Genomic DNA, 22,350 nt, shown 5'->3' with positions numbered 1-22,350 from the left:
GTAGCTTATGGCGTATTTGGTTCTAAGTAGAAGAGAAATAGCAGCCTTGTCATTGGTCTGTGGTAAAAAGTTAAATACATTGTCACCAATGCATAGGATGGATGCCTTTAATTCCAGATCCATAAAAAGCGATTTAAAAAGTATGACAGAAACGATGAATCAGTTTATTGAAGATGGTGCAATCTGGAGAAATGCAGAAGGTGTACCAAAACTCATTCGAGAACTACAAGGCGTATTCACCGTCATCCATACACCGGACAAAGTGATCCGTATAAAAAAAGCATCCAAAGAACCATTTAGTGAACATTATTATGTTCATAAAAATGAAATCGGTGTTATAATATCAATCAACAAAGAGGAAGATTGTTATACCCTAGGTTATCCAATAACAGAAAGCAGTCTGGGAACCTGGATTATGGATGAGATGATAGGGGAAATACCTGAAAAAGATAAAAAAGAAATGCGTGTGAGTTGGAATCTAGAGAATGAAGAATTTGAACTACTCGCTCTATTAATCACAGGCCAAAATTACCAATATTATAGAGGAACCAATCAGATATTAAGCAGAAATAATATTTTGGATGAAGCTACGTTGGCCTATATACGTGAGCACAACATATTTCATCCAAACCAAGAGATTATAAACAAGCTGGAAAATCAAGCATATATGAATCAGTGGTTACCTTCTCTAGATGACAAAGGTCTTATTCGTCTAGACGGTGATTTAATAATTCTTCATTCTGTTCTTGGAGACGGCTTCATAAATCCAAGATTAAAAGACATAATAGAAATCACAGAAATGTCGCCCTTCATGCGTGGTAAGCAATTATATGTAACCGAAGCAGGGCTAATAATCATAGAGCCTTGCATGACCAACCCCATGGTATGGAAAATCGGCATCGAAGGACTCAAAACAACCCCCAAAACACTCATAGATCGATTACTCCAATTTGGACCTGTCGAGATCAACAAAACATTCAAAGAAGCCATAAAAACAGGCCTAAACAACCACCAATAAAAAAGAATATCTACTCCGTCTTCACATATAAAAAAGCAGTAAATGTTTAGTAAAACAAACACTTACTGCTTTTAATTATTGGTTTTAAGCACGACCAACATCGACCACAAAAACTCTAGAAGACTTTTCACAATACACTTTAAGTTTCATAGTTCATAACTAATAGAACTATCAACATCGACAATAAAGATTTAAGAAGATTTTTCACAATATACTTTAAGTTAATAGACCACAATTAATACCAACATCGACTATGAAGTTACTGGAGCAGACTGTATGGTGGAGCTAGTCTGCATGGATGCAGACCGCCGAAGTTTGGTGCAGGACGCACCAACATGAGGCCGTAATCATACAGACTGCGGAAGGGTTTTCATAGGACTATTAATTTAATAACCTCTATAAATCGCCTACTCATACATACCTTTAATCGTCTCCTGCAACTCATCATTAGCCAACCACTCATCAAACTCCATCATACGATCCACAATACCGTTTGGCGTCAACTCGATAATACGATTTGCCACCGTTTCAATAAATCTATGGTCATGAGAAGAGAACAAAACATTACCCCTGTAAGCTATCAAACCATCATTAACAGCCGTAATAGACTCAAGATCCAAGTGGTTTGTAGGTTCATCAAGAACAATAACATTCGCACCGGAAAGCATCATACGAGATAACATACAACGTACTTTTTCACCACCGGAAAGAACATGGGCTTTTTTGAGAGCTTCTTCACCGGAAAACAACATCTTACCTAAGAAACCACGTATATAGGACTCATCATCATCTTTAGAGTATTGGCGTAACCACTCAACCAAGTTCAACTCAACACCATTAAAGAATTTACCATTGTCTTTTGGTAAGTAGGCTGTCGTCGTCGTAACACCCCAAGTAAAAGTACCTTCATCCGGTTCAATCTCGCCCATAAGGATTTGGAACAAAGTCGTTCTTGCAATCTCATTATCACTTAAGAAAACAATCTTATCGTCTTTATTAACAATAAAAGTAACGTTATTTAATACCTTGACACCATCTACAGTTTTACTAATACCCTCAACACGAAGAATATCTTTACCAACTTCACGGTCCGGAATGAACCCCACAAAAGGATATCTTCTAGAAGATGGTTGAATATCTTCTATATTGATCTTATCTAACATTTTTTTTCGAGAAGTCGCTTGTTTAGCTTTTGATGCATTTGAGCTAAATCGTGCGATGAAAGACTTAAGTTCAGCAATCTTATCTTCAGCTTTTTTATTTTGGTCATTAATTAATCTAAGCATCAGTTCACTAGATTCTTTCCAGAAATCATAGTTACCCACATACATTTTCGCTTTACCAAAGTCAATATCTACGATATGTGTACATACATTATTAAGAAAATGTCGATCATGAGATACAACAATAACAGTGTTATCGTAGTTGATTAAGAACTCTTCTAGCCACATAATGGATTTAAAATCCAAGTGGTTGGTTGGCTCATCAAGGAGTAGAATATGTGGGTTGCCAAAAAGCGCTTGAGCTAAAAGAACCTTGACTTTTTGGGCACCGGTTAGATCTTTCATAAGCTTGCTATGAAAATCTTTAGGAATATCAAGACCGATCAATAGCTTTTCTGCGTCATATTCAGCTTCCCAGCCACCGAGCTCAGCAAACTCGCCTTCCAACTCGGCAGATTTTATGCCATCTTCTTCAGTGAAATCCTCTTTCGCATAAAGGGCATCTTTTTCATGGATGATATTATATAGTCGCTCATGACCCATAATAACAGTATCAAGCACACTATCTTCGTCGTGAGCATAGTGGTCTTGCTTTAAAACAGCAATACGCTCACCTTTGGTAACAGCGATGTCACCGGTTGTCGCTTCTATATCACCGGAAAGTATTTTTAAGAAGGTGGATTTACCAGATCCATTTGCACCTATGACACCATAACAGTTGCCATGGGTGAATTTAAGGTTTATGTTTTTAAAAAGTTGCTTGTCGCTAAAGCTTAAACTCACGTTATCCGTTGTAATCATTGTAAATCCTCCAATTTCATTGCCTGTTATTAACTTACAAACTCACAAAAACGTACGACACACAGTGCCATACGTTATGTATCAAACCTTATATATCATATATCAATTAATATTAAATGTCAATCATGGAAGTGGTTGGTCTGTATCTTCAAAAGGATTTGTTGGCATCTCATCGAGAAATTCAGAGTCAGGCGGCGCATCAAAAATATCATCAAACTCAAAAATCTCATCATATTCAAAAGCATCTTGCCATTGGTAGTAACTGATAATATCAAACCGGTTAATCAAATGGTAGTCTTCCTTTAGATTGTCAGGATTTGGTGGAAGCAAGGCAAGCGTTACGGTTATATGTCTAGGATAAGAGCCTTCTAAATGATGGGAATCAAACTCGATGAAACTTGGCTTAATAACATAACCATTTTCAATGTCATCAAAATCATAGTCAGACATGTATAAAGCCAATGATTTATCGCCTTTGATTCCACCACTTAAACGTTCTTTTAATAATTCCATATAGATATAAGAAAAAGTCTGCTCTTTTGATAGAAGTTCCAAATGAGTATCAACAGTAAGATTCAAGGGATAAGTTCCATTTGAAATATAATCGATGGCCTCTTCTTCCACACCTAATAAGATTTGGTCAATTTTCCCGATTTTTTCTTCAACAAGACCTTCGAGGTCATAATAGTCATGGAGCCAATCCTGTTTTTTTTCTGCCAAACGCTTATTGGATAGTGAAGTCGTAAGCACAGCCAAGCCGAAAACCATCATGACGACCATAAGTATGATAACCAATATGGAACTTGAACCTTCTTGACGTTTATATAAAGGATGATTAATCATAGGCCTACTCCTTGTACTTGAAATAGTGTTTTGTTGTATAAGTCGTTAAAGTTTCATTGTTTGTAGTATGGATAAGATAAGCTGTAACATGGTAAAGATTGGAGATGGTCTTATCATTTACCATGGACCAATGAAGGGTGTATGAATCAGGTGTGTCAATTGGTCTAAAATCAACATCATAGTAAGATTGACCTTGTATATGTTTTGGCGTCTCAACAAGCCAAGCATGAGATTTTAAATACGTTCCAAGATTATCGTAGGTCTTTAAGCTCTCCAATTGATTGACGATTAAGGTATTGGCTTCGTCGGAGATTTTAGCTTCTTCATTTATTGTATAAGATAAAACAAAAAGTCTTAAAACAATAACACTAACGATGCTTAAAAGGGCAATAGAGATGATGATCTCGATGAGAGTAAAGCCTTTTTCCTGACTTAGACACGTTTTCATTTCAGTTCATCTCCTTTCTAATAGGTTCTTAGCGTTGCGTACATTCGAGTAGGGTTTTTATCTTCTTCATGCTTGTAAAGCGTGGTAAGGATCTGTCCCTTCGTAGCATCACTTGAGAAAAGCAGATGACCTTCTAAAGGGATGATTTTTGAACTTATTGCAAGATCTAAATCGCCATCGGTATAACATTCCCATAAGGCACCTTCATGAAAAAAAACATAAGTTATTAACCCTTTTTCTAGTCCATGGTGTAAGATGACCAATACATCTTCATTTACAGAGGGATAAGTATCTAAGTAAATAGCATCTTTTGTATCGTTTTGCTTAATTTTCATATTGATGTAAGACAATGCGATTCGATTATTTTCAGCCATTTCTTTATCTCTTAGGATTGTTTCATAGACTTGACTGCCTTGGTATACAAGGACAGATATGGAGACGGCGAAAATAATCATCAAAAGAATCACCATAATAGATTCAACGGAGATATTGATTTTTCTTTTTGACATAGCGTCTCCTTTACTGGTCGATTTCATGTATCCGTTTATCAAGAACTATAATGTTTGGCATGATATTAGAAGCAAAGATTTCATAATCATATATATAGTGCTCATAATCTAGAATCAATCCATAATGCTCTGATAAATAATCAAGATTAGGGGGGTAGCTACCTTCTGATGCATAACATTGGATAACATACTTCTTAACCGTTTCTTCTAGTGCTGATTTATTAAGGCTTGTAAAAGTCTCATTATAAGTAGAAAGACGGCCGACCAATAAGAAAACCATAATAAATAAGAAAGGTAAAGTCATGATTTGTGCCCATATATTTAGAGTAGAACCACGTCTTAACACATTACCACCCCTATCCGATAGAATCCATGATACTGACGATGGGCAGTATAACAGATATAAGTATAATACCAACAATAAGGGACAATAATATGATTAGAATGGGCTCGATAACCGTCGTAAGCCGGTCCAATCTTGCATCGGTCTCTTTTTCCATAACATTAGCGGCTTTGTCTAACATGGCATCCATATGCCCAGTAGTTTGAGCCACTGAAAAAAGCTTAATCAGCACCCATGGAAAAAGGTTTAAATCTTCGATTACCTTATCTACAGGCTTTCCCTTGTTTATATCCAGTATGGCATGATCCATCTTGGATTCTACATATAGATTATTCATAATAGGTTTTATCATTTTTATACCGATGCTAATACTGATGCCACTTCTAATAAGAACAGCTAGATTTCTTGCAAAACGGACAGCGGTTAATGAAGCGTAGATATCTTTAATAACAGGCAGCTTAAACTTGAGTCGATCCAAGAAGAGGCGGCCTCCAATAGTTCTTTTATAGTAGTAGTAAAAAATCAAAGCAACTGTCATTAAGCCTAAAAAAACAAGTATATAGTCGCCAATAAAGAAGCTGATAGAAAGGATACCTTTTGTTAATGTAGGCATTTCACCGCCCAGAGAAGTTAAGATCTCGTTGAACATAGGCAGAACTTGAAGAACAAGGAGCAATATAACAGCAAACATTAAGACAGAGAGTATAATAGGGTATGTGACGGCCGACTTCACCCTAACGGCAGCCTCAAGTTCTTTTTCATAAGCATCTGCAACTTGGTTTAAGGTTCCGGTTAAATCACCGCTTTTTTCACCGATATCAACCATGTTTGTGATAAAAGATGAAAAAGCTTTTTCATGGTTGTGTATAACTTCTCCTAAAGAACGTCCTGCCTTAATGCCAGACAGCATATCTTCAAGGATAACAATTAATTCCGAATGATCGGTTTTGTTCTTAATCATCTCAAGTCCTTCATACAAAGAGATATCTGAGTCAATAACCAAAGCCAGCTGGCGTGCGAAAATAATTATTTCTTCTTTTGGTAATTTGTGATTTGATTTGGACACGTGTTTTCTCCCCTCTTTTAGTAGATTATAAATTGGTTAAGGCGTCAAAACTATATAGTTGAACTTTCATATACCATATATAGTTACGAATGTATCAACGTAATCTATATATGGTATATGAATTTAGTGAAACTTAGTTTTGACCCATTAACCATAAATTGCTGCCATTTAGGCCAAAACATCAAAATAGGCATCAAACAATTGAATATCTTGAGCTCTTAAACGTGCTTCTTGATTGTCTATGATACCATCTTGACATAGCTGAACAAGATTTCTCTCAAGAGATCGCATGCCTTGAGTCATACCATTTTGAATGAGGTTGTTGATTTGATATTGTTTTCCCTCACGAATTAGATTGCGCACGGCAGGTGTGACAGCCATGATTTCACTAGCAAGAACAAGGCCCTTATGGTCTTTACGAGGGACCAGTTGCTGTGAGATAATACCCTCTAGGACTGTGGCCAGTTGACTTTTCACTTGATTTTGTTGTTCCGTGGGAAAGGCATCCAATATTCTGTCTACAGCTTTGACAGCCCCATTTGTGTGCAAGGTGGACAAAACCAAGTGTCCGGTTTCGGCTGCGGTTAATGCAATAGAGATGGTATCCATATCACGCATCTCACCTAACATAATAACATCCGGATCTTCTCTTAAAGCCGATTTTAAGGCGCCTGAAAAAGAAAGGGCATCGCTTCCGACTTCTTTTTGAGTAACCATACTTTTCTCGTGTTTGTGTAGGTATTCCACCGGATCTTCTATGGTCGTGATGTGATAATGATAACGTTCATTAATCATCTTAATCATGCTGGCCAATGTGGTGGATTTACCACTGCCGGTTGAACCGGTTATAAGAATCAGTCCCTTATTCTTATCCAAAAAATCAGCTGCGATAACAGGTAATCCAAGTGCTTCTAAATCAGGAATGACAAGGGGGAGGGAGCGTATGGCAAGGGCAAATGTACCTCTTTGTAAGTAAAAATTACATCGGAATCGACCCAAATCTCGTTTGGAATATGACATATCTAATGTTTTTTTCTCATATAGACCCTCAAGTTGTTTTTCGTTTAAGTAAAGGTTTACGATTTGGCGCATCGTTTCAGGCGTTAGGACATCGGTGTTTTCAATAGGTCGAAGCCTTGAATTAACACGTATAAGCGGTTTGCTACCAACGCAAAGATGTAAATCCGTTGCATTGTGTTTCATGGTCTCTTCAAGCAAACGGTCCATAAACTCGGCATAATTATCCATTAGTGTCTCCCCTTGTATAAAGTTAGTATTATATATTGTGGTAAAAGGGTCAAAAAATATTTTGGGTTTTGACACCTTTATCATTATTATACTCTTTACTGGGATAATTCGTCCAGTCGTAACCTGTGTATAATAAATAAAAGCCATGACAATTATTACATAACGTGATATAATGAAACGAGAGGTGATGATATGACATCGTTTGGTGATAATCTAAAAACAATAAGAACGCAATTAAATATGAACCAAAAAGAATTAGGAGACCGACTAGGCGTTGGGCAAACAACCATAGCCAATTATGAAAAAGGTGTCAGATTTCCAACAGGAGATTTGTTAAAACGTATAGGAGAAGTGCTCAATGTATCCATCGATCAATTGATGGGGCACCAGGTGGTTAATACTGCTGAAGAACCGGTTGATCTAAAAGCATTCAAAGAAAAATTAAAAAAATGTCTTATTGAAGGCAATGAGCAAGAAGCGCTATACATGATTTGGCAGTTGAATCCATCCAAAGATAATATCCTTATTATATATGAAGAGATACTGTTAAAAATCATGGTAGATATAGGAGAAATGTGGGAAAGAGGGGAAGTGAATGTAGCGGTTGAGCACTTTGCTACTCAAGTGGTACACAAAATACTTTCAATGATGTCAACCATAACAGGTGAAGTCCCAAAAGGTAAGTATAGTGTTTTATGCATGTCCCTAAATTCTGAACCTCATACAGTCGGAATGAGGATGATTAGTGAGTATTTTTCCTTGCTTGGCATTACACCCTACTATATAGGTACCAGTGTACCAACGGATAGTGTCATCATGATGCTGAAAAATAAAAAAGTCAATATACTAGCTTTATCAGCAACGATGTCCTATCATTTAGATGGCATGAAAAATCTAATCGAAGTCGTAAAAAGAGACCCGAGCCTAAAAGCATTAAAAATTATTGTAGGCGGACAGGCCTTTGATCATAATCAAGAGATTTGGAAAGATCTAGGTGCAGATGGCTTTGCAAAAGACTTTATATCATTGAAGACGTGGCTAGAAGAAGAAATGTATATAGACATAGTCAAATCGTCAAAACCATAAAGTTGAACTTTTACATCTTGACACCGATAACCTAGATAGACGTAAGAGCCATAACATGATAAAATAATGATATAGAGATTTGATACATTTATCAAGAGGCGTAACAAAACAACATATCCATCTTAAGAATCGGAAGGTGATAGTATGGCAGAAATCGGACAAGTAACAGAAGTTGTGGGTGACTTAGTGAGTGTGAAGTTGCAACGACATGATGCCTGTGATCATTGTAATGCATGTTTGGCAGGTGTAGAAACAGAAGAAATGATACTTGAAGCGGAGAATCTTTGCCAAGCAGATGTAGGTGATTTAGTAGGCATTAGTTTAGAAGAGAGTAATTTCCTTCTAGCGGTGATCATCATGTACATTATACCCCTTTTTGGTCTGTTAATTGGATTGGGCGTAGGTTATCTTGTAGGTAGCCAGTTAGGTGTGAATGAGGAAATCATGAGTCTTCTTTTTGGATTTATGCTATTAGGGATAACATACCTCACCATACGAAAAAATGAAGACAAATTTCATACAAGAAGATTTAGACCTATGGCTATTAATATCGTAAAGAAACATGAGGATTAAGCTTTTTTTGAAATATGTTGTTCAATCAATGTGCTTAAGGAAAATATGAGCATCATGGCAACAGCTATGCTACCGGCAATCTGTAGAGTTTCAAAAAGTTGCTTGGCTACTAAGTTATAATCTTCTTCGATGACCGCGTAGAGTGTTTTGTACATACCCATACCTGGAACCAAAGGTATAATACCGGGTATTTGGAAAATGGTGACAGGTGATTTGCGTATTTTAGAAAAAAGATTGGCAAGCAGGCTAACTAAAAAAGCGCCGATAAAACTACCGGTAACAATAGAATAATCATAATGGATAACCATTAAATAGCCCCACCAACCAACTGCGCCGACGAAACCGGATATAAGCAGTTGGTTTTTTGATGTCTTAAATATAATAGCGAAAAAAATAGTAACGAAATAGGCCGCAAACACTTGAATCATCATAAAAGGATACCTCCATATATGGAATTGAAGATAGAAAGCGCAATACCGACACCGGCAGCGATGGAAGCGGCAATGATGAAGGCATCTAGAATCCTTGAAGCGCCTGAAACCAGATCACCATGAATGGTATCTCGAACAGCATTGGTAATCGCAACACCAGGAACAAGTGGCATAATAGAACTGATAATAATCAGGTCTAAGCTAGTGCCAAAATCAAGGGCATGAATGAAAAACAAAGCAACCCATGAGGTCATAAAGCTACCGATAATATCGATGAAAAACTTGGAAACACCTAGGTGTTGCATGGTCACCTGAAACAGTCCAAGTACGAGTCCGGCGACGAAAGTAACAAAAGCATCATAAACGGAGCCACCAAGAACGATGGCGAACAAGCCGGCTGCAAGGCCGACGGAAATCACGATAAACCCTTTACTATAGGTTGGAACATGAGCAGCCTTTAAAATAGAGTCATAAGCATCATTCAACGTGATGGAACGGTTGCAATAGTCCCTAGAGATAGCATTGGCAAGTTCGATGCGATACAAGTTGATGTCTCTGTTGTTAACTCGACGTATAAATGTCATGTGATCACGGTCTTCATCTTCAAGGGTTGCAAAAATACCTGTAGGTGTTACAAAAGACTCAATCCCTTTGTAATTCGAGGTTTTTAAGATTCGATTGATTGTATCTTCGACACGGTATGTTTCTGCACCATTTTTTAACATAACTTCTCCAACAGTCAGAGAAAAGTTCATCAATTTCTTTGAATCCATCTAGCACCTCATTTTCTTATCGCTTATGAGCTTGACTTTTACATACAATATATGTGAATTTAGTGAAGCTTAGTTTTTGACCCTTTAACCAACCATAAATATTTATTCATCTACATACATGATATGTCAAACCGTCAAACATGTCTGAAATCATTTTACTATGAAGGGGTCAACTATGTCAAAAATAGAATTTCATTTTGCATAATCTGCATAAAATGTAGGTTTTTATGATTTCATGATTCCATTCTAGAAAACCATATGATATAATACCACTAAATAATGGGTAGGTATCAATAAACGATAATCAGGATAACTATGTACATTCACGAATAATGGAGGAATAATCACATGTATTCATTTGATGAAGTAAGTAAAGCTGATCCTCAATTGGCAGAGGCCATGGAACTTGAGTTGAACAGACAAAGAAATAATATTGAGTTAATTGCATCTGAGAATTTTGTATCTAAGGCTGTAATGGCAGCGATGGGAAGTCCTTTGACGAATAAATATGCAGAAGGGTATCCGGGCAGAAGATATTATGGAGGATGTCAATTCGTTGATATGGCAGAAGAATTGGCAAGAAGCCGTGCCAAAGAGATTTTTGGAGCAGACCATGCTAATGTTCAACCACATTCAGGTGCTCAGGCTAATATGGCGGTTTTCTTCGCAGTTTTGGATCCGGGTGATAAGGTGATGGGTATGAACCTTTCTCATGGTGGCCACTTAACCCACGGAAGTCCTGTAAATATGTCAGGAAAGCATTACAAAATCATACCATACGGTGTCAATAAAGAAGGTTTTATAGATTATGAAGCTTTGATGGCACTTGCCATAGAAGAAAAGCCAAAGTTGATTATAGCCGGCGCCAGTGCTTATGCAAGAACCATTGATTTTGCCAAATTTAGAGAAGTGGCGGATGCGGTAGGTGCTTATCTCATGGTGGATATGGCACATATAGCAGGTTTAGTCGCAGCCGGACTTCATCCTAATCCAGTTCCATTTGCTGATTTTGTTACCACAACGACCCATAAGACTTTAAGAGGTCCAAGGGGTGGTATGATTTTGTGCAAAGAAAAATACGCTAAAATTATAGATAAGGCTATTTTTCCGGGAATACAAGGTGGTCCATTAATGCATGTGATTGCTGCAAAAGCTGTCAACTTTAAAGAAGTCATGACAGAAGAATTCAAGGCTTATCAAAAGCAAGTAATCAAGAATGCCTCAGCATTGTCAGAAGCATTGGTTAAAAGAGGTTTTGATATTGTATCCGGTGGTACGGACAATCACCTGATGTTGGTGGACTTACAAAGCATTAAGATGACAGGAAAAGTAGCAGAACATCTTTTAGATGAAATAGGTGTAACTTGTAATAAAAACACCATACCTTTCGATCCGGAGAGTCCATTTGTTACAAGCGGTATCCGTTTAGGAACACCTGCAGTTACGACCAGAGGGATGAGAGAAGGTGATATGGATGTTATTGCTGAAATTATTGAACTTACCCTAAAAGATATTGAAAATAATAGAGATAAGATTGTAAGCATGGTTAAAGAACTCGTGGATAAATATCCATTATACTAAATAGACTAAAGTGTCAAAACCATAAAAATGTATTTTCATAGACTATTTAATAAGGCTATCTCATACTGGAGATAGCCTTATTTGAAATCCATGGGCTATAAAAGCACAACCACAAACATTTATTAGAGTTGACAGAAGTAGTTGTACAGTTATTATAATTGTGAGATAATTAATAAAGGAAGACACCAGATTTGGGGGCGATTTAATGAAGGAATCAATTAAAAGTATACTGATAAAAAACAAAAATCTGTTTAATGAAGACTTGGAATTATTTGAGATGATGATGAGCTTAGTCAATGACCTTGACCCAATTGATCATAGGATTGTTAAGCTAATAGAAGCATTTATATCAAAGTATCAGGATCAGTACGGTAAGATTAATTCTTTGCTATTGAGTGACTTGCTTGTTGAAGATGAAGAGGCATCTATATTCATGCAATTGGATAGAGAATGCTCTAGAGCCAATAGGTACCAGCAGAATTTGACCACTTGCATGGTACACTTTAGTCATAATCAAACTGAAGAAGCGACAATAAATAATAGGATGAACCTGTTTGAAGAAGCCCTTAGAGATAGTTTGAGAAAAACAGACTGTGTTGGGTTATATAGAGTGGATAAGTTATTAATTTTGTTACCTAACACCTTGAAGGATGATGCAATGCTAGTCATAAAGAAGTTAGAAGAGCAAATCCATAACATAGGAAAAGTTCATAACATAGAACTTGGTGAGGTCTTTTCCGTAACAGAATTCATTAGATGGGAATCTTATGAGTTGCTACTTAAACGTTTGGAATACGGTATATTAAGAGGTATTCAAGACAAGAAAAAAATAACATCCATGTAATTGAGCATAGAATTGAATGTAAATTAGAAGGCACCTCCTATAATTTTGGAGGTGCCTTCTAATTTAAAGAAGCCTTATTACAAGCAAAACGAGGCATAGCCTCTTTGTTTTAATAGCCGAGTGTTTCGCCTACGAGGATGACTTTTATTCGGTTTTCTTTGCCGGAACGTCTTGTTATGACGATGTGTGAACAAATGCAGTCATCCACTTGACAATCGTGACAGAATCCGGTTTTTGAACAAGGTGTATTTTTTAGAAGCCGTTGTGTGTTCGGTGGCGCAGCAAAATTCTTAACTCTGCTGATGGCTTCATCTAAGTCTGTCGCCACCTTATTCATACCACATATTATGATAACTTGTTTTGGACCATAGATAAGAGCGGCAACACGATTACCATTACCATCAATGTTCACAAGATGACCATCAAGGGATAAAGCACCGGTACTCATAAGATAAGTATCTGAATCAAAGGCCTTAAGATAGATAGATCGTACTTCTTCAGGCGAGGTGGCCTGTCTTCTGTCTAAAAGCTCATAAGAGCCTTCAGCGATTTTGTCAAGAAGACCCAGTTCCTCTAACGTCATAGAGCCACCAAAAGATACTTTACTACCTTTTTCCATTAAAGAGAGGGTAAGATCTAAGGCTTCAGCCTTTGTTTCGCAGTAATAGCCCTTCATATTCCTTCTCTCAAGATTTTGAATAATGGTGTTGCTTTGTTGCATATAGAATTTTTTAATAGGTGTCATATCGGAATCCTTTCTAACCAACCATGTCATAAAAACATTATAACCTTTGAGACGTATAAGGTAAACCTATTAACAGAAAATGTATTATTCACAATAAATTAACATATTATCTATGAGGAATGTGGTATGATGGTTAATATTGTGAAAGCTTTCACGAAAGGATGATAGGATGAATAATATAATTGATCAAATATATGATACAGGTCAAGTGACCAAAGAAGAACTCTTAGACTTATTGAACAACTTAGATGAAAATACTAGGGCATACCTTCATGAACGTGCCCATGAAAAAAGACTTTCCGTATATGGAAATAAAGTATTTATGCGTGGTCTTATTGAATTTACTAATTATTGTAAAAGCAACTGTATGTATTGTGGTATAAGAAGGGAAAATAAGAATGCAGATCGATATCGCCTAGACACTGAAACGATTTTAGAGTGTTGTAGAGAAGGCTATGAACTTGGTTATAGAACCTTCGTCCTTCAAGGAGGTGAAGACCCTTTCTATACAGATGATGATATCGTCAATCTGATTAGCAAAATAAAATCAAACCATCCGGATTGTGCCATTACCCTTTCAATAGGAGAAAAATCAAAAAAAAGTTACCAACTATACAAAAATGCCGGTGCTGATCGGTATCTGCTTAGACATGAAACCAGTACAAAAGCTTTGTATGAACAATTACACCCAGATATGTCCTATGAAGCCCGCATAAGCTGCCTAGAAGATCTTAAAGAAATTGGTTTTCAAGTGGGTGCAGGCTTTATGGTAGGCTTGCCAGGACAAAGCAACGAAGATTATGTGGAAGATTTGCTCTTTCTTAAGAAACTACAGCCCCATATGGTTGGTATCGGGCCATTTATCCCCCAACAAGATACACCTTTGGCAGAAGCCATGTCAGGCACCCTTGAGACGACGTGTGTTATGCTGTCTTTAGTCAGACTCTTGTTACCGAAGGTCTTACTGCCAGCTACCACCGCCTTAGGCTCATTAGACAGCAAAGGTAGGGAAAGAGGACTTCAAGCAGGAGGCAATGTGGTGATGCCGAACTTATCGCCGACGAATGTGAGAGATAAGTATTTACTATATGATGGTAAGATTTGTACAGGTGATGAGGCGGCCCATTGTAGAGGGTGTATTGAAAGACGCATTCAATCTGTCGGATTTGAAGTGGATATGTCAAGAGGTGACCATGTGGATATACACACCCAAAAATAGGAATCACTTCCATATTTTAAGTGGATAAGCTTTCAGGTGATGGATTTACATGGTATAATATGGTTAAGGCATCAAAACTATTTAGTTGAACTTTTAACCATAATAATAGGTAGCAAAAAATATAGATAACATGAGTTCACAATAAGTTTATTTTTATGTCGGGGAAGTGATTCTATGGGACACTGGGTTCCGGAGTTCTCAAAGAAAAAGACCATATTAGTATCCGTTGCAGTGAGCTTAAGTGCTTTTATCATAATGGCATATATTATGTATAATTACCGTGAGCAGAAACGACAAGATGAGATTTTGGAAGTAACAAAAAGCTATATGGTATTACAAACAGAATTGGAAAATACAATCTATACCAATATGTATTTATTGAAGGGCTATGTGGCCTATCTTAAATCGGAGTGTGGACTAGATTGGCGTGAGTCTTCAGGTTATCTGGAGATATTGGTTGAAAATCAAGACGTGTGCATTCGTAACATTGCTACAATAATGGACACCACCATTATTGATAATTACCCGTTGGAAGGGAACGAAAGTACCATAGGCGTTGACCTAACAAGAGTTGAAAGCCAGAAAGATATGGTTCTTAGAACCAAACATGAAAAAAAGACAACCTTTCAAGGACCGGTTCCTTTGGTGCAAGGTGGTGAAGGATTTGTTATTAGAGTGCCTGTTATTAGAGAGGATGCATCATATTGGGGTCAAGTGAGCATTGTATTAGATGGTGACCGCATCTATAAAAAGATAGATGAACTTGCAGAAAAAACATCTTTGAATATAAAAATATACAACACTGAAAACCATAATGAGACACCTTTTTATGAGTACGATAAATGGGCCATGAAAGACCCTTTGAATTTTATCATTAGTCCCTCACTGATGAACTGGAACGTGAAAGTGATACCGATCGATGGTTGGTGTTCTTATGGATTAACACACATGATGATGGGCTTGTTATGTATTCTGGCTTCTATTGCTATTGGTTTGATTTCTTATTTTTCTATGAAGACAAATTATAGATTCAAACATAATTCAATACATGATAGCCTAACGGGGCTACTTAACCGACATTTTTTAAATGACTATCAGAAGTTAATTATTTCCGCAGCTGAAAGAAAAAATGCTTTGGTAGGCTTGCTCTTATTGGATTTAGATGATTTCAAAAATATTAATGACACTTATGGTCATGGCATTGGTGATGAAGTACTTATAGAAACATCAAGGATTCTAAGGAAAGTTGTAAGAACCAATGAAGCGGTTTTTCGAATTGGTGGAGATGAGTTCTTAATTATATTCCCAATGATTGAAGACACGATGGTATTAGAACATGCAGGGCAAAGAATTTTAGAGATGTTTCAAGATGAATTCAAAATCAAAGGTCATGATATTTTTATTGATTCAAGTATTGGCAAAGGGATTTTTCCTACAGATGGCAAAGATTTTGAAGAAGTATTACAGGTTGCAGATAAAAATATGTATAAGCATAAAAAAAATAAAAAGAATTACTAACATAAAGTTGAAGGACCTAAGTTGTATAATTGGTTAAAGGGTCAAAACTAAGTTTGGCAAGTGTAAAGCTTATGTAAACATCTTACAAATTGCTTCAAAGGGTTTGACTTACGCATTATTACTGTTTATGATGGGACTATTAGAAAATAAAAATTAATCTAATGAGTCCGTATGCATAAGGAGTGAAGAATATGAAAAAAGTAGCATTTGTCTGTATACATAATTCCTGTAGATCACAGATGGCCGAAGGCTTTGGGAAAAGCATTGGAACAGGTGTATTTGAATCATACTCAGCAGGTACCGAGAACTATCATGAAGTAAAACCAGGCGCAGTAGCAGTTATGGAAGAGGTGGGTATAGATATGCGTACCCATAAGCCAAAGCTTCTATCCGATATTCCGGACATAGATATACTCATTACCATGGGGTGTGGTGTGGCATGTCCTACCTTACCATGTAGCCATAGAGAGGATTGGGGACTGGAAGATCCATCCGGTGGACCAATTGAAGACTTTAGAAATACGAGAGACTTGATTAAAGAAAAAGTACTGGATTTAAAAGAACGTATTGAAAAAGGTATAATATAAGGTTGAGATAGCTTAGTTTTGGCCTATAACCAATTCAAAATAGTATTAGAATAAATGTTGAAGTGATATATCACTTCAACATTTATTTTATTGCAGATTAGCTTCAACATCTGCAATATCTAACTTTTCAGTCATTCTATTTGTACCCCTTCGTGGGCTGTGATATAATTCTGTAAAGTGGAAACAAATAAAAAGTATGTTTGAAATGAGGAACACAATATGGGTAAAGAGCTGATCATAGCAGAAAAACCTTCTGTAGCAAGGGATATAGCCGCAGTACTAGGATGTACATCAAAAAGAGACGGCTTTATAGAAGGACAAGATTATATCATTACTTGGGCCATTGGTCATTTGATTACCCTTGCTGAACCGGAAGACTATCATGAGAAGTATAAAAAATGGGCATATCAGACCTTACCCATTATACCGGAAACCATACAAATCAAGCCCTATGACAAAACCGTCAAGCAATTAAGCATCATTACTCAGTTGGTGAACAGAAACGATGTGGCGGCACTTATATGTGCAACAGACAGCGGACGTGAAGGGGAATTGATTTTTAGATACATCTATAGTTATACCAAATCACAAAAGCCATTTAAGAGATTATGGATCTCTTCAATGACGGATGAAGCCATCAAAGAAGGTTTTGCCAAGCTGAAGGATGGAAAAGCCTACGATTACCTATACCATTCAGCCAAATGCAGATCAGAGTCAGATTGGTTGGTGGGCATTAACGCCACAAGAGCTTATACCACCAAAAACGATGTCCTATTAAGTATAGGTAGGGTACAAACACCAACACTGGCACTCATAGTCAACCGGTACAAGGAGATTGAGGACTTTGTGCCTCAGGATTACTATGAAGTGCAAGCAGATTACGGACCATTTAAAGGCATCTGGTTTGAAGATAAGGTTAGCGAAACCAAAATCCTGAAAAAAGAACAAGCCAAAGTCATTGCAGAAAGAATTGTAGGGGAAAAAGGGGTCGTCACCAAAGTGACCCATAAGAAAAACAAATTGCTGCCACCTTTACTCTATGACTTAACGGAATTACAACGAGATGGGAACCGCTATTATGGATTTACAGCTCAAATGGTTTTAACCATAGCTCAAAGTCTTTATGAGCGTAGCAAAATGATTACCTATCCAAGAACAGATAGTCGGTACTTAAGCGATGATATGAAAGAACAAGTCATAAAAACCTTACATAAGATTAATGTAGACCCATATAGCAAAGCCTTAGCACCTGTCATAGCCAAAGAGATAAAATTCTCAAAAAGAATCATAGATAACACAAAAATTACAGATCATCATGCCATCATACCGACCAATGTGACACCGAATCTAAAAAGCTTGTCTGCCGATCAACAGAAGATATATAATCTAATCGTGAAACGATTCATCGCGGTCTTTTATGAAGACCATTTGTTTAACTCGACAGAGATGATCATCCATGTGGCAGAAGACAGCTTTGTTTCCAAAGGAAAAGTCATCACACAAAATGGTTGGAAAAGTTTATACAAGAGTGACAAGGACAACAACGATGTTGAGTTGCCGGACCTTAAAAAAAAGGATGAAGTGGATATAGTCGGTTCAGAGGTTCTAGTCAAGAAAACATCCCCACCCAAGTACTATAACGAAGCAACACTTCTAAGTGCTATGGAAAATGCAGGCAGGTTCATAGAAGAAGATGAACTTAAAGAGCAATTAAAGGAGTCGGGCTTTGGAACACCGGCAACACGGGCAGGCATTATTGAACGCTTGATTCAAGTCAAATACATAACCAGAAAAGGCAAATCTCTATACCCAACGCCCAAAGGTATTAAGCTTATAGAGATTGTCCCGGAAGAACTTAAGTCACCCATTACAACAGGAAAATGGGAAAAAGGCTTAACGAAGATTGCCAAAGGTGAGCTTGAGCCGGATAAGTTCATGAACAGCATTCATAAATTTGTTATCTACTTAGTGGGATCAGCCAACAAAACCAGTGGCAAGGTCATCTTTGAACAAGACAAAAGCAAAAGTAAAAGAAATTTTACACCCAAAGGTCCAATACTAGGGGATTGCCCCTTATGTTCAGATGGAAAAATCAGTGAGAATTCTAAGTCTTTCTATTGTTCCAACTGGCGTGATGGTTGTAAAATGACCATATGGAAAAATGTTCTTGAAAAGTATGGCAAAACATTGGAACCTAGCATCATAGAGCAACTCTTAAAAAACAAAGAAATTAAGCCTTATAATCTAACATTGCCTCAAACCGGAGAAAAGAAAAGTGCAACATTGGTACTCAACAATCAAGGCGAAATTATATTGCAGAATATGCATCCCATAAGCGAGGATGATAAAAATGATGATTAAAGAGTATATAAAAGAACAAGTACTGCTCATGGATGGCGCAATGGGGACTTATTTTGCTGAGTTGACACAAGGTCACTATACACTATCTGAACCGGCCAACATAAGTAAACCGGAGTTAATATTGGATATTCATAAAGCCTATATAGAGGCGGGAGCCAAGTTAATTAGGACCAATACTTTTGCAGCTAACCCCTATACCCTATATAGAAGCATCGATGAAGTCAAAAAAATCATTATGGCGGGCATAGATTTAGCCAACGAAGCCGTTAAAGGCACAGACTGTTATGTTGCCTATAGCATAGGACCTATTGGTGAACCCTATGATATTGAAGATTACGAGATTGAATCCACCTACCGTAAGCTGATCGATATCGGTTTATTAAAGAACGTAAAAATCATACTCCTAGAAACCTTCAGTAGAATCGATCAAGTGAATCAACTGGTTGAATACATACATGAACATGGACCCAACATACAGATTATGACCAACTTCACCGTCAATCAACATGGTTATACTAAAGTTGGCGTCAATAAAGAAAAAATCATCCAGCAAACCAGACAACAAGATTTAGTAGCGACCTATGGTTTCAACTGTGGTATAGGTGCCAGTCATTTACTAAGCTTAATAAAAACCTTAGATTTTGACCCAAGTAAAATGGTAGCCGTACCCAATGCCGGTTATCCGGACCAGCAACTTGAAAGAATGGTATATCAAAGTAATGCAGACTACTTTGCAGATACCATGATAAAGATTTGTGAGGAAGGGGTTAGAATCATCGGAGGTTGCTGTGGTACAACACCAGACCATATTAAAAAAATACGCGAACGGTTGAACACTTTTGATTTTAGTGAAGTCAAATCCATCACTAGAATGAAGAGGAAGTCTCATCCGCTGAAGCCATTGCACAACGCTTTTAGAGAAAAGTTGGAAAAAAATGAATTTGTGGTCGCAGTCGAGCTAGACCCACCCTTTAAGATGGATATGTCTCAAGTCGTATCTTCAGCCCATTTACTAAAAGAGGTGGGTGTCGATATCATTACTTTTGCAGATTCACCACTTGGACGGACAAGAGCAGATGCCTTGCTCATTGCAGCTAAGATTAAACAACTTACAGGTATGGAAGTATTGCCCCATGTGTGTCTTCGTGACAAGAACTTAATTGCACTTCGAGGTGGCTTGGTGGGTGCCCATTTGTCGGATATTAGGAACATTCTGATTGTAACAGGGGATCCAATACCCAGTGATGACAGGGACGAAGTAAAAAGTGTTTTCAATATGAATGCCATATCCTTTATGCAATATGTAACGGAGATCAACAGTGAACTAGATAAGGATACTTTTTATATTGGTGGCGCATTGAACCCATATTCTCAGAATATGGATGTTACAATCGAACGTGTGATGAAGAAGAAAGAAGCAGGCGCATCCTATTTATTAACGCAACCGGTTTATAATGATGCGGGTATTGAAGCCATAAGGAAAGTTAAGGACAAAACAGGCATGAAAATATTAGGTGGCATTATGCCCTTAGTCAGCCTAAGAAATGCACGCTTTTTACATTATGAATTTCCAGGCATAATAATACCCGATGATGTTATGGCAAGATTTGATGATCAAATGACCAAAGAAGAAGCAGAAAAGGTCGGTGTAGAAATTGCAGTTGCCTTAGCCCAAAAAATGAAACCCTATGTAGATGGCTTATATTTTATGACACCCTTTAATCGCGCAACCATGATAGAGAAGATCATAAAAAAATTGGATGTATTATAAGGTCAAGTTCAACTTCCAGTGCTAAGAACAGTTAAAGTACAAAGGGTCATAGACCAATAACCTATGTAATGGTACAATACTTGTAAAGCCGTATATATTTTACAAGGAATAACAACTGAGGTGACGTATGTTTTCAATAATTGTAAAAAACCTGCTGGGCTACGATTTAATTATACTTCTGTTAGCCCTGTTCAATGGTTTTGTTGTATACCCAAGAGCAGCCAAAGCCTGTGAAGATCTGAAAAACCAGCTACAACCTACCATTTATATACCCATTTCTGTTTTTCTAAGAGATATGAAGGGCAATCACAAAGCCATTAATCTTCATGAGATCAAGAAACTTAGAGATCAAGAAGTATTGTATATGAATATTCTATCCACCATACATTCTGTATTTCCTTTGCTGGGTATACTAGGTACCATTATAGCCTTGCTTGGCATGGTGGATTTAGAGGGCGGTGGTGTTATCCTTAATTTCACAACCGCACTGACTTCCACTTTTTGGGGGTTGGTTTTTGCTATTGGGTTTAAAGGTGTCAACACAACTTTATTGTCTAAAAGCGAATTAAACAGTGAAGATTTTGAGTTGTTAATCAAACGGATTGATACGATTAATGAGCGTGGTGACTTTAATGAAGAGACATAGAGAGCATGCCATCGACATGACACCGCTTCTTGATGTGGTGTTCATATTATTATTTGCCTTAATCATGAACGTGACGGTAGCCCAAGCAGAAGATGAAGCCGTCATAGAAGATCAAGGTGCTCAAATAGTGGATTTGGAACAAGAAAAAACCATATTGGAGAATCAAAAAATAACTTTAGAAAAACAAATAGACCTTAAAGAAGAACGTGTTCAAAACCAAGAAGACAGACTAAAGGGTATGTCAGAAGCACTAAAAAATCTGATGATCAGGGACATTCAGAATCTAGAAGACCCTGAAACCATAAGGTCCTTAGAAGCCATGCTTAATGAAGGTGATTTAGTGGATACATGGCTGAAATACCAGCAGGTAGCAGATAAATACCTATTTGTTGAGATCAAGATAACAAATGACAGAGGTCGAACCTATCTAAACGGCAGTTATACAGGCATTAATATTGATTTATCAGATGTCATGGATAGAGAAGTTCGAAGTGAGAAAATAGCAAGTCTTTCAAGTTATATTCTTAATTGGTTAGACCATAGGCAAGGGGGTTACAGTTTCGTATTTGTTACGCTGGTTTCAGAAGATGAAGTAACGCGAGCGGCTACGAACGTACTTCAAGAGGCTTTAAACCGACTTCAGTTAAGTTTTAACAAAGATTATTATATGATTAACAAATATATTCGTTATGAATAAACAAGCCCCAAGGAAAGCC

General features: G+C 37.2%; 22 protein-coding genes. 12 read left to right on the top strand and 10 right to left on the bottom strand.

What is annotated here, in order from left to right:
- The first annotated feature begins 7 nt into the window (after positions 1-7).
- A complete protein-coding gene (locus tag P0N36_RS09980) occupies positions 8-1,018 on the top strand; it encodes a hypothetical protein (protein ID WP_275842702.1) in 1,011 nt (336 codons plus the stop codon).
- A 407-nt stretch (positions 1,019-1,425) separates the two neighbouring features.
- On the opposite strand, the gene P0N36_RS09975 is transcribed toward P0N36_RS09980, so the two are convergent.
- From P0N36_RS09975 to P0N36_RS09945, 7 genes are all read right to left on the bottom strand, one after another.
- Positions 1,426-3,042, bottom strand: a complete 1,617-nt coding sequence (locus tag P0N36_RS09975; RefSeq protein WP_275842701.1) for an ABC-F family ATP-binding cassette domain-containing protein — start codon at positions 3,040-3,042, stop codon at positions 1,426-1,428.
- 123 nt (positions 3,043-3,165) lie between these two features.
- A complete protein-coding gene (locus tag P0N36_RS09970) occupies positions 3,166-3,885 on the bottom strand; it encodes a hypothetical protein (protein ID WP_275842700.1) in 720 nt (239 codons plus the stop codon).
- A 4-nt stretch (positions 3,886-3,889) separates the two neighbouring features.
- Positions 3,890-4,333, bottom strand: a complete 444-nt coding sequence (locus P0N36_RS09965; RefSeq protein WP_275842699.1) for a prepilin-type N-terminal cleavage/methylation domain-containing protein — start codon at positions 4,331-4,333, stop codon at positions 3,890-3,892.
- 17 nt (positions 4,334-4,350) lie between these two features.
- Positions 4,351-4,842 carry a DUF4860 domain-containing protein gene (locus P0N36_RS09960; RefSeq protein ID WP_275842698.1) on the bottom strand — a complete coding sequence of 164 codons (492 nt, stop codon included), beginning with the start codon at positions 4,840-4,842 and terminating at the stop codon, positions 4,351-4,353.
- A 10-nt stretch (positions 4,843-4,852) separates the two neighbouring features.
- A complete protein-coding gene (locus P0N36_RS09955; RefSeq protein WP_275842697.1) occupies positions 4,853-5,188 on the bottom strand; it encodes a hypothetical protein in 336 nt (111 codons plus the stop codon).
- Between the two features lie 10 nt (positions 5,189-5,198).
- Positions 5,199-6,251, bottom strand: coding sequence for a type II secretion system F family protein (locus P0N36_RS09950; protein WP_275842696.1), 1,053 nt, complete (start codon positions 6,249-6,251; stop codon positions 5,199-5,201).
- 168 nt (positions 6,252-6,419) lie between these two features.
- Positions 6,420-7,499, bottom strand: a complete 1,080-nt coding sequence (locus P0N36_RS09945) for a type IV pilus twitching motility protein PilT (protein WP_275842695.1) — start codon at positions 7,497-7,499, stop codon at positions 6,420-6,422.
- A 192-nt stretch (positions 7,500-7,691) separates the two neighbouring features.
- On the opposite strand from P0N36_RS09945, the gene P0N36_RS09940 reads away from it, so the two are divergent.
- Together P0N36_RS09940 and P0N36_RS09935 are read left to right on the top strand one after the other, a co-directional pair.
- On the top strand, positions 7,692-8,585 hold the full coding sequence (locus P0N36_RS09940) for a helix-turn-helix domain-containing protein (protein ID WP_275842694.1): 894 nt from the start codon (positions 7,692-7,694) through the stop codon (positions 8,583-8,585).
- A gap of 144 nt (positions 8,586-8,729) precedes the next feature.
- Positions 8,730-9,158 (top strand): SoxR reducing system RseC family protein, encoded by a 429-nt coding sequence (locus P0N36_RS09935; RefSeq protein WP_275842693.1) that lies wholly within the window; start codon positions 8,730-8,732, stop codon positions 9,156-9,158.
- On the opposite strand, the gene P0N36_RS09930 is transcribed toward P0N36_RS09935, so the two are convergent.
- Positions 9,155-9,589: a threonine/serine exporter family protein gene (locus P0N36_RS09930; protein WP_275842692.1), complete on the bottom strand. Its 435-nt coding sequence runs from the start codon at positions 9,587-9,589 to the stop codon at positions 9,155-9,157. The genes P0N36_RS09935 and P0N36_RS09930 overlap by 4 nt on opposite strands.
- On the bottom strand, positions 9,586-10,362 hold the full coding sequence (locus tag P0N36_RS09925; RefSeq protein ID WP_275842691.1) for a threonine/serine ThrE exporter family protein: 777 nt from the start codon (positions 10,360-10,362) through the stop codon (positions 9,586-9,588). The genes P0N36_RS09930 and P0N36_RS09925 overlap by 4 nt, the downstream gene beginning before the upstream one ends.
- Positions 10,363-10,710: 348 nt before the next feature.
- Here P0N36_RS09925 and glyA point away from each other — a divergent pair, with 348 nt between their 5' ends.
- Positions 10,711-11,943: a serine hydroxymethyltransferase gene (gene glyA / locus P0N36_RS09920; protein ID WP_275842690.1), complete on the top strand. Its 1,233-nt coding sequence runs from the start codon at positions 10,711-10,713 to the stop codon at positions 11,941-11,943.
- 205 nt (positions 11,944-12,148) lie between these two features.
- Positions 12,149-12,787, top strand: a complete 639-nt coding sequence (locus P0N36_RS09915; RefSeq protein WP_275842689.1) for a hypothetical protein — start codon at positions 12,149-12,151, stop codon at positions 12,785-12,787.
- A 109-nt stretch (positions 12,788-12,896) separates the two neighbouring features.
- Here the strand turns inward: P0N36_RS09915 and P0N36_RS09910 are convergent, their stop codons facing one another.
- On the bottom strand, positions 12,897-13,532 hold the full coding sequence (locus P0N36_RS09910) for a lactate utilization protein (RefSeq protein WP_275842688.1): 636 nt from the start codon (positions 13,530-13,532) through the stop codon (positions 12,897-12,899).
- A 169-nt stretch (positions 13,533-13,701) separates the two neighbouring features.
- On the opposite strand from P0N36_RS09910, the gene hydE reads away from it, so the two are divergent.
- From hydE to P0N36_RS09875, 7 genes are all read left to right on the top strand, one after another.
- Positions 13,702-14,751, top strand: a complete 1,050-nt coding sequence (hydE, locus tag P0N36_RS09905; protein WP_275842687.1) for a [FeFe] hydrogenase H-cluster radical SAM maturase HydE — start codon at positions 13,702-13,704, stop codon at positions 14,749-14,751.
- A 174-nt stretch (positions 14,752-14,925) separates the two neighbouring features.
- Positions 14,926-16,269 (top strand): diguanylate cyclase domain-containing protein, encoded by a 1,344-nt coding sequence (locus P0N36_RS09900; protein ID WP_275842686.1) that lies wholly within the window; start codon positions 14,926-14,928, stop codon positions 16,267-16,269.
- A gap of 191 nt (positions 16,270-16,460) precedes the next feature.
- Positions 16,461-16,856: an arsenate reductase ArsC gene (locus P0N36_RS09895; RefSeq protein ID WP_275842685.1), complete on the top strand. Its 396-nt coding sequence runs from the start codon at positions 16,461-16,463 to the stop codon at positions 16,854-16,856.
- 219 nt (positions 16,857-17,075) lie between these two features.
- Positions 17,076-19,217: a DNA topoisomerase III gene (locus P0N36_RS09890; protein ID WP_275842684.1), complete on the top strand. Its 2,142-nt coding sequence runs from the start codon at positions 17,076-17,078 to the stop codon at positions 19,215-19,217.
- Positions 19,207-20,988, top strand: coding sequence for a bifunctional homocysteine S-methyltransferase/methylenetetrahydrofolate reductase (locus tag P0N36_RS09885; protein ID WP_275842683.1), 1,782 nt, complete (start codon positions 19,207-19,209; stop codon positions 20,986-20,988). Before P0N36_RS09890 ends, P0N36_RS09885 begins: the two co-directional genes overlap by 11 nt.
- A gap of 127 nt (positions 20,989-21,115) precedes the next feature.
- Positions 21,116-21,634: a MotA/TolQ/ExbB proton channel family protein gene (locus P0N36_RS09880; RefSeq protein ID WP_275842682.1), complete on the top strand. Its 519-nt coding sequence runs from the start codon at positions 21,116-21,118 to the stop codon at positions 21,632-21,634.
- Positions 21,621-22,331, top strand: coding sequence for an ExbD/TolR family protein (locus P0N36_RS09875; protein ID WP_275842681.1), 711 nt, complete (start codon positions 21,621-21,623; stop codon positions 22,329-22,331). The genes P0N36_RS09880 and P0N36_RS09875 overlap by 14 nt, the downstream gene beginning before the upstream one ends.
- The last annotated feature ends 19 nt before the right edge of the window (positions 22,332-22,350 follow it).

Source organism: Petrocella sp. FN5 (assembly GCF_029210395.1).
GTDB lineage: Bacteria > Bacillota > Clostridia > Lachnospirales > Vallitaleaceae > Petrocella.
Note: the sequence above shows the minus strand (reverse complement) of the source record. Positions and strands in the feature narration are given on the sequence as shown.

Excerpts from the sequence above, each read along its gene's own strand:
- P0N36_RS09980 (WP_275842702.1), top strand. The coding sequence starts at position 8 with ATGGCGTATTTGGTTCTAAGTAGAAGAGAAATAGCAGCCTTGTCATTG.
- P0N36_RS09975 (WP_275842701.1), bottom strand. The coding sequence starts at position 3,042 with ATGATTACAACGGATAACGTGAGTTTAAGCTTTAGCGACAAGCAACTT.
- P0N36_RS09970 (WP_275842700.1), bottom strand. The coding sequence starts at position 3,885 with ATGATTAATCATCCTTTATATAAACGTCAAGAAGGTTCAAGTTCCATA.
- P0N36_RS09965 (WP_275842699.1), bottom strand. The coding sequence starts at position 4,333 with ATGAAAACGTGTCTAAGTCAGGAAAAAGGCTTTACTCTCATCGAGATC.
- P0N36_RS09960 (WP_275842698.1), bottom strand. The coding sequence starts at position 4,842 with ATGTCAAAAAGAAAAATCAATATCTCCGTTGAATCTATTATGGTGATT.
- P0N36_RS09945 (WP_275842695.1), bottom strand. The coding sequence starts at position 7,499 with ATGGATAATTATGCCGAGTTTATGGACCGTTTGCTTGAAGAGACCATG.
- P0N36_RS09940 (WP_275842694.1), top strand. The coding sequence starts at position 7,692 with ATGACATCGTTTGGTGATAATCTAAAAACAATAAGAACGCAATTAAAT.
- P0N36_RS09935 (WP_275842693.1), top strand. The coding sequence starts at position 8,730 with ATGGCAGAAATCGGACAAGTAACAGAAGTTGTGGGTGACTTAGTGAGT.
- P0N36_RS09930 (WP_275842692.1), bottom strand. The coding sequence starts at position 9,589 with ATGATGATTCAAGTGTTTGCGGCCTATTTCGTTACTATTTTTTTCGCT.
- P0N36_RS09925 (WP_275842691.1), bottom strand. The coding sequence starts at position 10,362 with ATGGATTCAAAGAAATTGATGAACTTTTCTCTGACTGTTGGAGAAGTT.
- glyA (WP_275842690.1), top strand. The coding sequence starts at position 10,711 with ATGTATTCATTTGATGAAGTAAGTAAAGCTGATCCTCAATTGGCAGAG.
- P0N36_RS09915 (WP_275842689.1), top strand. The coding sequence starts at position 12,149 with ATGAAGGAATCAATTAAAAGTATACTGATAAAAAACAAAAATCTGTTT.
- P0N36_RS09910 (WP_275842688.1), bottom strand. The coding sequence starts at position 13,532 with ATGACACCTATTAAAAAATTCTATATGCAACAAAGCAACACCATTATT.
- hydE (WP_275842687.1), top strand. The coding sequence starts at position 13,702 with ATGAATAATATAATTGATCAAATATATGATACAGGTCAAGTGACCAAA.
- P0N36_RS09900 (WP_275842686.1), top strand. The coding sequence starts at position 14,926 with ATGGGACACTGGGTTCCGGAGTTCTCAAAGAAAAAGACCATATTAGTA.
- P0N36_RS09895 (WP_275842685.1), top strand. The coding sequence starts at position 16,461 with ATGAAAAAAGTAGCATTTGTCTGTATACATAATTCCTGTAGATCACAG.
- P0N36_RS09890 (WP_275842684.1), top strand. The coding sequence starts at position 17,076 with ATGGGTAAAGAGCTGATCATAGCAGAAAAACCTTCTGTAGCAAGGGAT.
- P0N36_RS09885 (WP_275842683.1), top strand. The coding sequence starts at position 19,207 with ATGATGATTAAAGAGTATATAAAAGAACAAGTACTGCTCATGGATGGC.
- P0N36_RS09880 (WP_275842682.1), top strand. The coding sequence starts at position 21,116 with ATGTTTTCAATAATTGTAAAAAACCTGCTGGGCTACGATTTAATTATA.
- P0N36_RS09875 (WP_275842681.1), top strand. The coding sequence starts at position 21,621 with ATGAAGAGACATAGAGAGCATGCCATCGACATGACACCGCTTCTTGAT.